Annotated in this window: 12 protein-coding genes; 8 read left to right on the top strand and 4 right to left on the bottom strand. The window is 71.1% G+C overall.

The features are described from left to right. Positions 1-8 precede the first annotated feature (8 nt). A complete protein-coding gene (locus tag TN53_RS00720; RefSeq protein WP_046256283.1) occupies positions 9-800 on the top strand; it encodes an SDR family NAD(P)-dependent oxidoreductase in 792 nt (263 codons plus the stop codon). Positions 801-885: 85 nt separating this feature from the next. Here the strand turns inward: TN53_RS00720 and TN53_RS00715 are convergent, their stop codons facing one another. After that, positions 886-3,570 (bottom strand): ATP-binding protein, encoded by a 2,685-nt coding sequence (locus TN53_RS00715; RefSeq protein WP_046256282.1) that lies wholly within the window; start codon positions 3,568-3,570, stop codon positions 886-888. Between the two features lie 347 nt (positions 3,571-3,917). Between TN53_RS00715 and TN53_RS00710 the strand changes: the two genes are divergently transcribed. Together TN53_RS00710 and TN53_RS00705 are read left to right on the top strand one after the other, a co-directional pair. Then, positions 3,918-4,454, top strand: a complete 537-nt coding sequence (locus TN53_RS00710; RefSeq protein WP_046256281.1) for a GNAT family N-acetyltransferase — start codon at positions 3,918-3,920, stop codon at positions 4,452-4,454. A 123-nt stretch (positions 4,455-4,577) separates the two neighbouring features. Further along, complete coding sequence (locus tag TN53_RS00705; protein ID WP_046256280.1) at positions 4,578-5,585, top strand: DUF2510 domain-containing protein; 1,008 nt, start codon at positions 4,578-4,580, stop codon at positions 5,583-5,585. 147 nt (positions 5,586-5,732) lie between these two features. Here the strand turns inward: TN53_RS00705 and TN53_RS00700 are convergent, their stop codons facing one another. Next, positions 5,733-6,347 carry a TetR/AcrR family transcriptional regulator gene (locus TN53_RS00700; protein WP_046256279.1) on the bottom strand — a complete coding sequence of 205 codons (615 nt, stop codon included), beginning with the start codon at positions 6,345-6,347 and terminating at the stop codon, positions 5,733-5,735. Between the two features lie 224 nt (positions 6,348-6,571). Here TN53_RS00700 and TN53_RS00695 point away from each other — a divergent pair, with 224 nt between their 5' ends. Both TN53_RS00695 and TN53_RS00690 read left to right on the top strand, forming a co-directional pair. Continuing rightward, entirely contained in the window at positions 6,572-7,378 is an 807-nt protein-coding gene (locus tag TN53_RS00695; RefSeq protein WP_046256278.1) for a phosphatase PAP2 family protein, read from the top strand. Then, the gene (locus tag TN53_RS00690; protein WP_046256277.1) at positions 7,375-8,379 is read left to right on the top strand and encodes a hypothetical protein; all 1,005 of its coding nucleotides are present in this window, start codon (positions 7,375-7,377) and stop codon (positions 8,377-8,379) included. Before TN53_RS00695 ends, TN53_RS00690 begins: the two co-directional genes overlap by 4 nt. Positions 8,380-8,394: 15 nt before the next feature. Here the strand turns inward: TN53_RS00690 and TN53_RS00685 are convergent, their stop codons facing one another. Next, complete coding sequence (locus TN53_RS00685) at positions 8,395-10,446, bottom strand: phosphocholine-specific phospholipase C (RefSeq protein WP_046256276.1); 2,052 nt, start codon at positions 10,444-10,446, stop codon at positions 8,395-8,397. A 367-nt stretch (positions 10,447-10,813) separates the two neighbouring features. Between TN53_RS00685 and TN53_RS00680 the strand changes: the two genes are divergently transcribed. The 3 genes from TN53_RS00680 to TN53_RS00675 are packed head-to-tail and all read left to right on the top strand — an operon-like array spanning position 10,814 to position 12,989. Next, the gene (locus tag TN53_RS00680; protein WP_199924480.1) at positions 10,814-11,887 is read left to right on the top strand and encodes an aromatic ring-hydroxylating dioxygenase subunit alpha; all 1,074 of its coding nucleotides are present in this window, start codon (positions 10,814-10,816) and stop codon (positions 11,885-11,887) included. Continuing rightward, positions 11,884-12,054, top strand: coding sequence for a hypothetical protein (locus TN53_RS47745; protein ID WP_095046218.1), 171 nt, complete (start codon positions 11,884-11,886; stop codon positions 12,052-12,054). The genes TN53_RS00680 and TN53_RS47745 overlap by 4 nt, the downstream gene beginning before the upstream one ends. Continuing rightward, on the top strand, positions 12,051-12,989 hold the full coding sequence (locus TN53_RS00675; protein ID WP_046256275.1) for a PDR/VanB family oxidoreductase: 939 nt from the start codon (positions 12,051-12,053) through the stop codon (positions 12,987-12,989). The genes TN53_RS47745 and TN53_RS00675 overlap by 4 nt, the downstream gene beginning before the upstream one ends. Here the strand turns inward: TN53_RS00675 and TN53_RS00670 are convergent. Beyond that, positions 12,904-13,758, bottom strand: coding sequence for an IclR family transcriptional regulator domain-containing protein (locus tag TN53_RS00670; protein WP_046256274.1), 855 nt, complete (start codon positions 13,756-13,758; stop codon positions 12,904-12,906). The two genes, TN53_RS00675 and TN53_RS00670, sit on opposite strands and share 86 nt — an antisense overlap. Positions 13,759-13,829 lie beyond the last annotated feature (71 nt).

Here is a 13,829-nt window from a genome sequence, read left to right as displayed (position 1 = left end):
GTGGAGGCATGTCCACGATTCTGATCACCGGTGCCACCTCCGGACTCGGCCACCACCTCGCCTTCGAGCTGGTCCGCTCCGGCCATGTCGTGCTCGCCCACGGCCGCGATCCGGGCCGTACCGAGCGGCTCGTCGAGGAACTGCGCACCGAGGGCGACGCCGAGGCGTTCGTGGCCGATCTGGCCTCGCTGGCCGAGGTGCGGGAGCTGGGCGCACGGGTCGCCGACGCCCGCCCCGACCTGGACGTACTGATCAACAACGCGGGCGTCGGAGCGGGCGCGCCGGGCACGGGGCGCGAGTTGAGCGCCGACGGCCACGAACTGCGGCTCGCGGTCAACTACTTGGCGCCGGTGGCCCTGACCCGTGCCCTGCTGCCGGTGCTGCGCGCGAACGCGCCCACCCCCATCGTCAACGTGGGCTCGGTCGGCCAGGACCCCGTCGACTTCGACGACATCGGGTTCCGTCGCGGATACGACGGTTTCGCGGCGTACCGACGCGCCAAGTTCGCCCTGGCGGCCCATACGTTCACCCTGGCCGAGGAGTTGGCCGGTACGGGCGTCGCGGTGAACGTCCTGCACCCGGCGACGTTCATGGACACGGCGATGGTGCGCGAGGGCGAGTTCACACCGCGGAGCACGGTGGCGGACGGCGCGCCGGGTGTACTGGCCCTGGCCACACAGGACTTGGGGACAGGCGGCTACTTCGACGGAACGCGTCCGGCCCGGGCGCACGAGGAAACGTACGACAGGGAGATGCAGAAGCGCCTGGAGGAGGTCACAGACCAACTCCTCGCGCTGTAGCGCCCCTTAAGGGGCGCGGGGCTGTATCGATATGCGGCTCCGCCGCGTGGGCGCGACCAGCCACACACAGCCTGCGGCCTGCACCTCACCGCAGTCCCCTCCCCGTCTCCAGCACCTCCCGCGCCTGCGCCACAAGCCCATCCGCCCCACACGACCGTGCCAACGCCAAGCCCCGATGGATCTCGGCAACCGACCGCGCAGCGATCCCGTACTCCACCCGCGCGGCCGCATGCTCGTACTGACAGGGCGAGGACTCCAGATACGTCACCGCCTGGGACAGCAACCGCACCGCCCGCTGCCCCGTCTCCAGCGCGGCAGCGCACCGCAGCGCCTCCCCGATCGCCGTGTCCGTGCCGAAGCGCTCGGCGCGGCGCCGGGCGTCGGAGGCGAGTTGGGCCGCGCGGACCGGGTCCGTCGTGGAGAGAGCGCGGGCCAGGTCGAGCGCCCAGGGGACCATCACCGGGTTGAGATGGCCGCGGGCGGTCGCCGCCTTCTCCGCGGCCTCCAGCTCGTTGACCGCGTCCTGGGTGCGGCCGACGGCGAGCAGCAGCCGGCCGCGTACGGATTGCGGGTCGGGCAGCACGATGGTGGACGGGTAGGGCGGGGCGAAACCGTACTGTTCGGCGACCTCCCAGGCCTCGTCGACATGGCCGCGGGCGAGCAGCGTGTCGACGAGGTTGCAGGTCGCCGACCAGTACAGGGGCAGTCCCCGGCCGACACGCTCGGCGATGCGCAGGGACTCGCGCAGCGTGGACTCGGCCTCCCTGAGGCGGCCGCGCCGGCGGTGCGCGAAGCCGAGGAAGGCGTGGGCCAGGGCGAGGTGGCCGCCGCTCCAGCCGGCCGACTCGTAGGTACGCAGGGCCTCGGTGAACATGCTCTCGGCGCGGTCGAGCCGGTCGGTGTAGGTGTAGGAGCTGGCGAGCATCATGAGGATCTCGAGGCCCCACTCGGTGTCGGTCCAGCCGAGTCCGGGTGCCAGGCGGCCGTTGACGAGGGCGCGGTCGCTCAGCTCGACGACGACCTCCGCGTTCTCCCCGTGGGTCATGGCGTCGAAGCCGCGCAGGATGAGCAGGGCGCGCTCGGAGTTGTCGCGTCCGGTGCAGGTCGCGGCGAGTTCGGCGAGCCGCTCGGAGCGTCCCGGGGAGCTCGCCTCGCCCGCGTGGATGCCCTCCCACATGTACTGGACGGCCCGCAGCCGCAGCTGTGCGGGCCCGGGTCCGAGCCGGGCGGCCTCCGCCTCGACCGTGCGAACGGCGTCCTCCAGCTGGTCGTTGTGGAGCAGGGCCTGAGAGAGGCGGAAGACGGCTTGGATGCGTTCCGCGCCGTCCAGGCCTGGCATGGCGAGCGCGGACTGGAGGTGGTCGACGGTGGTGGCGGGTGCGGTCAGCAGGGTGGCGCAGCCGAGTTCGTAGAGCACGCGCGCGTGGGTCTCGGGACGGGGCGGTTCCCGCAGTGCCCGTTCCAGACAGCGGCGGGCCGCGTCCGGGGCGCCGACGGCGACGTGTTCACGGGCAGCCTCGCGCAGCTGCTCGACGAGTTCCTCGTCGTCGTCCGGGTGCACCTGGAGGAGGTGGCGGGAGGCCATGGCGGCGCCGAGACCCGAGTCGGCGACGACCTGGGCGGCGATGCCGTGCATGGCGGTGCGCAGGGCGTCGGGGATGGAGTTGTAGACGGCGGTGGCGATGAGCGGGTGGACGAACTCCAGGTCGCCGTCGGCGGCCGCTACGGCGGCCGGGTCGGGTTCGGTGAGGATGCGGGCGTTGCGCAGGAGTTCGGCGCAGCGCACGGAGTCGTCGCGGCCCATGGTGGCGAGCTTGGCGACGAGGTCGACGGAGATGCCGGTGCCGAGGATGGCCGCCGCCCAGGCGAACCGGGTGGCCTCGATGCCGAGTCCCTCCAGGCGGGCGACGAGGCCGCCGCCGCGCGCGGAGCGGTTCAGGGCGCGCAGTTCGCAGGCCTGGGCCTCGACGGGTTCGAGTTCGCTGTCCTGGACCTTGGCGAGGAGTTCGACGGTCTCGTAGGGGTTGCCGCCGGTGACGGCCCAGACCTCGCGGCAGAACGGGGCGTCGGCGTGCGCGCCGAGGGTGGCGCGGGTGAGGCCTGCGGTGGCGTCCGGGGTGAGCGCGCTGAGCGTGGCGACCGGGCCGCCCGCGGCGGCGGAGACGGCGTCGAGGTGGCGGGCGCTCTCGCCGGTGACGTCCCCGGGGCGGCGGGCCACCACGAGCAGGACGGAGAGGTCGTCGAGGCGCTCGGCGAACGCGGCGAGCCAGCGCAGGGTCTCCTGGTCGGCCCAGTGCGCGTCGTCGATCACGAGGACGAGCGGCCAGTCGCGGCGGGCGAGTCGGCGCACCGCGGCGACCAGACCGTCGCACACGCCCTGCGGGTCGGCCTGGCGCTCGCCGGGATCCGTCACACCCAGGGCGGGGCCCGCGATGTCGTACCAGTCGCCGAGATACTCGCGCGCCTCCTCCGGCATCAGGGAGACGAGCGCGGGCTGGAGCAGTTGGCGTACCACGTTGAAGGGGACCGACCTGAGGGTCTCGCCGCCGCGGGCGGACCAGACGGTGCAGCCGCGTGCCTCGGCGATCCGGCGCGTCTCGGTGAGCAGTGCGGTCTTGCCTAGTCCCGCCTCGCCGCGGAACACCAGGAGGTTGCCCGAGGAGGACCGGTCCGCGCGCAGGATGCCGATCGCCCGCTCCACGGCGGCGACCTCCTCGTCGCGCTCCCAGAGGGAAGGCGAGGCGGCCGGCGTGGGCCCTTCCTCCGTCATCCCATTACCTCCCCAAGTCGCCCGAACGACGTACAGACCTCGAGCGTAGCCGTCCGATTGGCTACGTGGAGGGCGGTCCGGGCAGCTGTTGCCTTGACGGGTGACAGCGGTTTCAGGCAGTCGACGCATCAGGCCTGTGACCTGCCGCCCCTTGCTGTTTGACGAATGGTCAAAAACCGGAGGAGGAACCGACGGATGGCCGCGCGCTGAGAACCCACCCGCAGCGCGCAGCAGTGCGGCTGTGGCTCGTTGGCGGGGATGCGGGAGAAGAAGGTGGGGCCCGGGCACGTGAGTTGACGGGTCCGCGAATCCTGGTCACTGCCGAGTCTGCTGATTGGTTGGTCGGCATGACTGATCTCGAACCCGTCGCCTGGCCACCAGCCCCGATCAAGACCGAGAGGCTCGTGCTCCGCGAGCCCGAGGCCCGGGACCGTGTGGCGGTCATCGAGCTGCTGGCCTCACCAGAGGTAAGCACCTACCTCGGCGGCCCCCGACCCCGTGACGAACTCGAGCGCGAGATAGCCGGGGCACCCGGCCGGCGCCCCGGCCTTTTCACAGTCGATCTCGACGGATCGATGATCGGCCAGATCACGCTCACCCAAGAAACGGGACACCTTCCTCAGGCGGCCGGGAAAGCCGAGCTCGGTTACCTGTTCCTGCCGCATGCGTGGGGGCGCGGATACGCCGCCGAGGCGTGCGCCGCGGCACTCGACTGGTTCACCGGCGTGCTTCCCGGCGAACCGGTAGTGCTCGCCACCCAGACCGCCAACGTCCGCTCGATGCGCCTCGCAGCGAAGCTCGGATTCACCGAGGTAGAGCGGTTCGAGGCCTACGGCGCCGAACAGTGGTTCGGCATGTGGTCCCCGGGCTCGCTATCCAACTGAGGTTGCGCTCGGCGGTTTCCGTACTCACCGCGATGAAGCCGGGATGGCGCGAGGAGACCAATCGAGGTTCATGCGGCCCGCCCCTCTCATCCGACTTTCACCGACGCCTCATACGGTGGGGGCATGACGCAGGTGACTCCTCCCGGGTGGTACCCCGATCCCGGACAGACAAGTGACGGTCCCACCACCGAGCGCTGGTGGGACGGCAGGGCATGGACGGACCAGACCCGCCCCGCGGGCTCGGCCGCCCTCTGGGGTCCCGCGGCGCAGGCGCCCGCCGAGGGGGCGTATCCCACGTATCCGGCCTATCCCGGTCAGCCGCCGGCCGGCGGACGGCGCGGTCTGCGCACCGGCATAGCCGTCGCGGCGGCGGTCGCGGTCCTCGCCGCCATCGGTGTGGGCGTGTGGGCACTGGCCGGCAACGACTCGGACGGCGGCAGCGTGAGCTCGCCGCAGGGGCCGGGCGGCGGGCAGGGTGGAAACGGGGGCCAGGACGGCTCCACGGGTGGCCAGGGCGGGCCGGGCGGAAACGGCGGCCCGGGTGGCTCCGGCGGTTCCGGCGGGGCCTCGCCCTCGCCCGAGCAGTCCGAGGCACCGAAGATCGAGAGCGGTTCGGTGACCGACGCGATCAGCGGGATCAGCATCCCCATCCCGGACGACTGGTACGGCCAGCAGATCCAGGCCGGTGCGTCGGTCACGTCGAACGACTCCTACCAGTGCCCCGGCGACACCTCCCAGAACTGCACGAAGGGCGGTGCGTACTCGGCCCCCGCGACACTGCTCGGCACCGCCGGCTCGACGGCCGAGCAGGTCGCCAAGGCGGACATCGAGGCGAACGCCGAGCAGTCCTACGGCGGCAAGACCTACGGTTCGATCACCTCGCACGACGTGCTGGCCTCCAAGGCCGTGACCGTCGCCGGGCAGAAGGGCTACCTGGTCCGCTGGAAGGCGGTCACCAGCAAGGGCGCCGACGGCTACGTCGAGTCGCTGGCCTTCCCCTCCCCCGCGAACGCGCAGCAGATCGTCGTCGTGCGCTTCGGCGTCGACGTCGGCGAGAAGCAGTCCGTCATCGACGAGATCACCAAGGGGATCAAGGTGTCCACGGGCGGCGGCAGCGGCCAGGACGTCTGACACCCCCGGGGAAATCCGTCGGCCGGGTGGGGCGCCTCTCCGCTCAAGAGGAACCCCACCCGGCCGGGGGGTGCGCGCCGCCCCCGTCCCCACGGTGCGGCGCGTGCAGGTCACCGTCCAGTCATCCCGTGGACGGCGGCCTGGGTCTTATGTGAGCCCCAGTGCGGGCAGCACCGCGGCCTCCACGAAGCAGACCAGGTAGTTCGGATCGGCGTACTCCCCGTCCAGGATGGGCCGCGCCCGGATCACGCCGAACATCTGGGCCGGGACGTACTCCAGCGCCGGATGGCCGGCGGTGACCTCGCCCCGGTCGACCCCGCGCTGGAGGATCTCCTTCAGCGACGCGATCTCCGGGTCGACGAGCGCCTCCCGCAGTGCCTTCGCCAGCTCCGGTTCCTGCGTGACGGCGTGTCCGAGGGCCTGGAGCAGCTTGGTGTCACCATTCGACCAGCGGCCAGCGGCCCGCGCCACCTCGCGCAAGTCGTCCGCGAGCGATCCTGTATCGATGCCGTCGAACTTCGACTGGCGCCGGGACCGCAGCGCGGCCACCACGAACTGCGGCTTGGTCTTCCACTGCCGGTAGAGCGTGGACTTGCTGCACCGGGTGCTGGCGGCGACACCCTCCATGGTCACGGCCTCATAGCCGCATTCGCGGACCTGTTCGAGCACGGCGTCGTAGAACTCCTGCTCACGCTCGGGCGTGATTTTGGAGCGGCGCGAGGCGGCGACCGTCTCCGGTCCGTCCGCGGCCTGCGACGTCATCGGCTCTTCTCCTCGTTCGAGTGGGGCTTGAGCGACTTCATACAAGGTGGTGCGGGGCTGCTTCCAGTGTGGCGTACGTCTATCGATACGTGAGTGTACCGGTACACGACCGTATCGGTACACTGACGTATCGGTACGCACCCGTATCGATGAGCGCGATGAGTTCGCCGCACCAGACGAGTCACCAGCTCAGCCCGCACCACCGTCAGCGAAGGGGCCGGGGGATGAATGCCCGCACCGAGCCTTCCGAAGTGGAGACCCGCGCGACAGCGCGGCCGCCGCTCGTCCGTGAGCTCCTGCTCGTCGTAGGACTCTTCCTCGTCTACAAGCTCGGCCGTCAGCTGGCGACCGGTCACACCGGCGAAGCGTTCCGCAACGCCCACCGCGTGTGGGACCTGGAACGAGCCGTCCATCTGCCCGGCGAGGGCGATGTCCAGAACCTGCTGCTGCACGGCGACTCCCTCGTTCACATCGCGAACACCTACTACGCGACGGTCCACTTTCCGGCCACCGCGGCCTTCCTGGTCTGGCTGTACCTGCGTCGCCCGGCGCACTACGTGTGGGCCCGGCGGGTCCTCGCCGCGCTCACCTCCGCGGCCCTGGTGCTGCCCTTCGTGTTCCCGCTCGCGCCGCCGCGGATGCTGGCCGCCACGGGACTCGTCGACACCGCGCACGTCTACGGGCCGTCGGTCTACGGCCCGCCGTCCTCGGACCACCTCTCCAACCAGTTCGCGGCGATGCCGTCGCTGCACTTCGGCTGGGCCCTGATGGTGGCGATCGGCCTGATCGCGGCCACCCGCTCCCGTCTGCGCTGGCTGTGGCTGCTGCACCCGCTGGTGACGCTGGTGGTGATCGTGGGGACCGCCAACCACTACTGGCTCGACGCGATCGTGGCGACCGCCATGCTCGGCATCGCGCTCGCGGTGCTCCGCCCGCCGCGGCGCACGACGACGACCGCGGGGCAGCCCCGGGAAACACAGGAAACTCCGGCACCGGTCGAGGAGAACGTCCTGGTCGGAGCCGGCCGATGAGCGCCACCGCCCTCGCCGTCGTCCTGTCCCTGTTCTCCGCCGTCGCCTACGCGGGCGCGGCCGTCGCCCAGGAGCGGCTGGCCTCCCGCAACCCCGGTTCGGGGATGCTGCGGCTGCTCGGCTCGGGCGCCTGGTGGTGGTCCGTCGCCCTCAACGCCTGCGCCGCGCTGCTGCACGTGGTGGCCCTGAAGTACGGCCCGCTGACCGTGGTCCAGCCGCTCGGCGCGCTCACCCTGGTCGCCGCGGTGCCCATGGGCGCGCGGGTCGCCGGGCGGCGGGTCAGCGCGACGGAGTGGCGGGGTACGGCGTACACCCTGATCGGCCTGGCCGCGATCCTCGTCACGGCGTCCGGGCAGGCGCCCGACGACGTCCTCAGCGTGGAGCAGGCGCTGGCGGTCGCCGGTGCGACGGCCGCGGTGATCGGCCTGCTGGCGCGCCGGGGCACCCGTCCCGGCCTGCGGCACGCGTCCGCATCGGGCTTCGCCTCCGGGGTCGCCTCGGCGCTCACCCAGACCGTGACCGTGGCCGCGACGGACCGCTCGGGCTCCCTGCTGAGCGTGCAGGTCATCGGCGTCGCGCTGCTCGTCGCGGCGTTCGCGGCGGGCGGTCTGCTGCTGTCCCAGGTCGCCTACCGGGGTGGCCTCGGTGCTCCGCTGGCGGTGGTGACCCTGGCGAATCCGGTGGCGGCCGCGGTCATCGGACTGTCGCTGCTGGGCGAACGCCTCCAGGGCGGCGCGTCGGGCATCCTCCTCGCACTGGCCGGGGCGGGACTCTCGGCGTGGGGTGTGGTGCTGCTGAGCCGGGTGGCGCCGGACGTGGTGGCGGTGGATCAGGCGTACGACGACGTGGTCGGGGCGGATCGGCCGCACGACGACGGCATCACGGTCTCCGATGCCGACCACCCGGTCGCGGCCGTTCTGGCGCTGGAAGCCGCGAAAGTGTCGCCCGAGTCGGTGTTGATGCCCCGGCAGCCCGGCCCGGGGCACCTCACACCGCTCTGACCTGCGCGGTTCCGGCTAGGCGGTGATGATCGCCGGGTCGCTCACCCCGGGCCGCCCGTTCTCGACGTGCCCGGCGAACCTCCGCAGGAACGCCGGGTCGGTGTCGGACGTGACGGTCAGGTCGTACCAGCGCCGGCTCGCCGCGAGGTCGACGCAGTGCCTGACGGTGGTGCCGGGCCGCACGGTGAGGGTGCGGGCGCGGCCGCCGTAGCCGCTGGTGACCTTGAGCCGGGCCGTGCCGGCGCCCTTGTTGGTGAAGGTCAGCTCGACGTCGTCACCGGTGTGCCGTGCGGTGATCTCGGGTCCGGCCGCCTTGTTCGCACCCTTGAAGGAGCGAAAGAAGCCGTTCGGGCCGTGCACGGTCAGGTCGTACGAGCCGCCGGAGTACGCCGAGTTCCAGGTGTCCGCGATCGTCTTGCCGGCCTCCGTGGTGTAGGTCCACGGGCCGTCGGTGCGGTTGCCGGAGGTGACGTGGAAGGCGGCACCGGCTTTGGCGCCGGAGGCGAACGTCAGCGTGAACTTGCCGGCCGCCGCGTCCACGGAACCGTCCACGTGCGGGGCGTACTTGAGCGGGCGGGACGGACGCAGACCGCGCTCCTGCCTGGGCATGTCCGGATCGGCCGGCGGCGTCGGCCGGTAGTCGGGATGCCGCTCACGGTCCTGGGGCTCGTACTCGTCCGTCTCCGGCAGCGCGGCGGGGCGGCTGTCCTTGCGGGAGAAGTCGAAGGCCGAGGTCAGGTCGCCGCAGATGGCCCGGCGCCAGGGTGAGATGTTCGTCTCCCTGACGCCGAAGCGGCGCTCCATGAACCGCAGGATCGAGGTGTGGTCCAGGGTCTCGGAGTTGACGTAACCGCCCTTGCTCCACGGCGAGACGACCAGCATCGGTACTCGGGGGCCGAGGCCGTAGGGGCCCGCCGGCCGGTTGGCGTCGCCCGGGTAGAGGTCGAGCGAGACGTCGACGGTCGACTTGCCCTGCGCGGCGGACTTGGGCGGGAGCGGCGGTACCACGTGGTCGAAGAAGCCGTCGTTCTCGTCGAAGGTGATGAACAGGGCCGTCTTCGACCAGACCTCCGGGTTGGAGGTGAGGGCGTCGAGGACCTGCGCGATGTACCAGGCGCCGTAGTTGGAGGGCCAGTTGGAGTGCTCGGAGAACGCCTCCGGGGCGGCGATCCAGGAGATCTGGGGCAGCGTGCCGGCCTTGACGTCGGCCTTCAGCCGGTCGAAGTAGCCGTCGCCGTTCTTGACGTCGGTGCCGGTGCGGGCCTTGTCGTACCAGGGGTCGCCGGGCCGGGCGTTCCGGTACTTGTCGAAGTAGAGCAGCGAGTTGTCGCCGTAGTTGCCCCGGTAGGCGTCCGCGATCCAGCCCCAGGAGCCCGCCGCGTCCAGGCCGTCGCCGATGTCCTGGTAGATCTTCCAGGAGACGCCTGCCTGCTCCAGGCGCTCGGGGTAGGTCGTCCAGCCGTAGCCGGCCTCGTCGTTGCCCATGACCGGGCCGCCGCCGGCACCGTCGTTGCCGGTGTACCCCGTCCACATGTAGTAGCGGTTCGGGTCGGTCGAGCCGATGAACGAGCAATGGTAGGCGTCGCAGACGGTGAAGGCGTCGGCGAGGGCGTAGTGGAAGGGGATGTCCTCACGGGTCAGGTACGCCATCGTCGTGGTGCCCTTCGCCGGCACCCACTTGTCGTACTTGCCGCCGTTGTAGGCCTGCTGGCCGTCGGTCCAGCCGTGCGGCAGACCCTCCAGGAACTGCATGCCCAGGTCGTCGGCCTCCGGGTGGAAGGGCAGGACGTCCTTGCTGCCGTCGGACTGGTGCCAGATCGACCTGCCGTTCTCGTGCTTCACCGGGCGCGGATCGCCGAAGCCGCGAACGCCCCGCAACGCGCCGAAGTAGTGATCGAAGGAGCGGTTCTCCTGCATCAGGACGACGATGTGCTCGACGTCCTCGATCGACCCCGTGCGATGGTTCGCCGGGAGCGCGGCGGCGCGCTGGATGCTGCTCGACAGCGCGGTGAACGCCGAGGTGGCGCCCGCGAGTTGAAGGAACCTGCGCCGGTTGACTTCGGGCATGGGTGGGTACTGCCTCTCATCCAGGGGTGCGGATGGCCGGAACATGACGCAATGCGCGCGGTGCGAGTGTTCCAAGGGCACCAAACGTCAGGGAAGGGTCCGGTGGCGCTCGTGTGAAAGTCAGCGGTACGGGAGGTGCGCCGGGGCGGGTGCCCGGGGAGCGGGACGCGAAGCTGCCGTCCGGCCGCGCCCCCGCGCGGGGCCGGGCCGGCCGAGACTCTTGCCGCCTCCTGCCTGACCTGCCTTTTCACGGAACGTCTTCCGCCTGACGGAAGCCGCCTTGCCGAGCCCCCGCACGCCTCACGAACCTGGGTCCAACCACGGCACGCGGGGCGACGGCGCCTCGCCGACAGGGACGGGAACTGCCATGCCGCACATGACCGCTTTTGCCAGGAATCAGTGGTACGTCGCCGCCTACAGCCACGAGGTGGGCCGCGAGGAGCTCCTCGGCCGGACGATCCTCGGTGAGCCGCTCGTGTTCTACCGGACCGAGGAGGAGGGCACGCCCGTCGCGCTGGCCGACCGCTGTGTGCACCGCCGGTTCCCGCTGCACGAGAAGCCGAGCCGGCTCGACGGTGACCGGATCGTGTGCGGGTACCACGGGTTCACGTACGACACGACGGGCACGTGTGTGTATGTGCCGGGGCAGAAACGCGTCCCGCGTACGGCGCGCGTCGCCTCCTACCCGATCGCCGAGCTGGACTCCCTGATCTGGGTGTGGATCGGCGACCCGGCCCTCGCGGACGCCGACACCATTCCGCGGGCCAGGCACCTGGACTCCCCCGGCTGGACGACCGTGCGCGGCATGGAGCCCATCGACGCCGACTACGGGCTCCTCGTCGACAACCTCCTCGACCTCTCCCACGAGACGTATCTGCACGGCGGTTACATCGGGACTCCCGAGGTCGCCGAGACGCCGATCACGACCGAGGTCGACGAGGGTGCGGGGATCGTCCGGGTGAGCCGGCACATGGACGACGCCGAGTGCCCGCCGTTCTACGCCAAGTCCACCGGCATAGAAGGCCGGATCACCCGCTGGCAGGACATCGAGTACAGCGCGCCCTGCCTGTATCTGCTCCACAGTCGCGTCGCGCCCGTCGGTGTGGTGCCCGAGGCGGACGGCAGCGACCCGAACGGCTTCCACACCGAGGTGACGTACGCGATCACGCCGTCCGGCGACGGCAAGGTGTACGACTTCTGGATGGTCTCGCGCGACTGGGCGACCGAGGACGACGAGGTCACCGAGTTCCTGCGGAAGAACAACCACACCGTCGTCATGCAGGACGTGGACGCCCTCAACCTGCTGCAGAGGACGCTCGGCACCGAGCGGACGGGGTACCAGGAGCTGAGCATCAACATCGACACCGGCGGCCTGGCCGCCCGCCGTATCCTCGCCCGGCTGGTCGAGGAGGGCGCCAAGCCGGTGGAGAAGGTCCAGTGAGCAGTCCGACGGGAGAGATCTACCGCATCGACTGGCTGCCCGGCACGGACGTGCTGCACGGCACCTGTCACTGCGGCCGCGAGCACACCTCGCAGGACCCGATCGAGATGTGGGAGTGGATGCTCGCCCACCCGCAAGGACACGAGCCGCGAGGAAACAGTTCATGAGTGACGTGTACGAGGCCGAACTCGTCGTCGGCCGAAGGGAGACCGCGGCCGACGGCGTGCTCGCCCTCACCCTTTGCCACCCCCTCGGCGAGCAGCTCCCGGCCTGGGAGCCCGGCGGCCACATCGACGTCGTGCTCGGCCCCGGCCTCGAACGCCAGTACTCCCTGTGCGGCGACCCGGCCGACCGCACCGCCTGGCGGATCGCCGTACTGCGCGAGCCGGACGGGCGCGGCGGATCCGCCCATGTGCACGAGCAGTTGAGGCAGGGCGACAAGGTGCGGGTGCGCGGGCCCCGCAATCACTTCGCCCTCGAGCCCGCGCCCCGCTACCGGTTCGTCGCGGGCGGCATCGGCATCACGCCCGTCCTGCCGATGCTGGCGGAAGCGGAGTCCCGCGGTGCGGAGTGGACCCTGCTGTACGGCGGACGCTCCCGTAACTCCCTCGCGTTCACCGAGGAGTTGAGCCGCTACGGCGACCGGGTCACCGTAGCGCCGCAGGACGAGACCGGGTTGCTCGACCTTGCGTCGGTGCTCGACGACGTCCCCGAGGGCACGCTCGTCTACTGCTGCGGTCCGGGTCCCCTGCTGGACGCGGTGGAGGCGCGCTGCCCGGCCGGGATGCTGCGCCTGGAGCGGTTCACACCGAAGGAGCAGGAAACGGGCGAGAACACCGAGTTCGAGGTCGAGCTGGCGCAGAGCGGCCGGACGGTGACCGTACCGGCAGACGTCTCGGTGCTGGACGCCGTGCGCGGCGCCGGTGTGGAGGTGCTCTTCTCCTGCACCGAGGGCACCTGCGGGACGTGCGAGACCGATGTCCTCGAAGGGGCCCCGGACCACCGGGACTCGGTGCTCACGGACGCGGAGCGGGAGGCCGGGGAGACGATGATGATCTGTGTGTCCCGGTGTCGGGGGAAGCGGCTCGTCCTCGACCTGTAGCCATCCGCAGGTCCCGCTCGATCGCGGCGACCGTGTCCAGCAGATGCGGCAGCAGATCACGGCGGACCGACGCCACGGTGTTGCGGCTGGCGTGCACCGGGATGTTCACCGCCGCCACCACCTCGCCGCCCCGGTCCCGCACCGGGGCGGCGACCGAGCGCAGTCCCTCCTCCAACTCCTGGTCGACGACGGCGTATCCGCGCGCCCGCACCTTTTCGAGCTCGGCGCGCAGCAGGTCCGCGTCGGTGATCGTGCGCGATGTCAGGGGGCGGAGGTCGGCCCGTGACAGCCTCGATTCCCGTTCCCCGTCCGGTAGATGGGCGAGGATCACCCGGCCCACCGACGTGACGTACGCCGGGAAGCGGGTCCCTACGGTGATCGCGGCCGTCATGATGCGGCGTGCCGGCACCCGGGTGACGTACACGATGTCGTCCCCGTCGAGAACGCACAGGGACGACGACTCCCTTGTGCGGTCGACCAGTTGCTCCAGATGCGGCTCGGCGATCTGCGCCAGCGAGAAGCCCGCGAGATAGGAGTAGCCGAGTTCCAGCACGCGTGGCGTGAGCCGGAACGCCCGGCCGTCGGCGTGCACGTATCCGAGGTCGACGAGCGTGAGCAGGAATCGTCGGGCCGCCGCGCGGGTCAGTCCGCAGGTGCGCGCGACCTCGGTGAGCGTCAGTTCCGGGTGTTCCGCGTCGAATGCGCGGATCACGGCGAGGCCCCGCTCGAAGGAGCGGACGAAGTGCGGGGTGCGGGCTGCTGCAGGCATCGTCGCCTCCACCTCAACAACTGTCAACAATATTGTCAGCCAAGGGCGTTGACCGCGGAGCACAAAAACTC

Source organism: Streptomyces sp. WM6386, assembly GCF_000972385.1.
GTDB lineage: Bacteria > Actinomycetota > Actinomycetes > Streptomycetales > Streptomycetaceae > Streptomyces.
The sequence above is the reverse complement of the archived record's forward strand: the minus strand, read 5'-3'. Positions and strand labels throughout refer to the sequence as shown.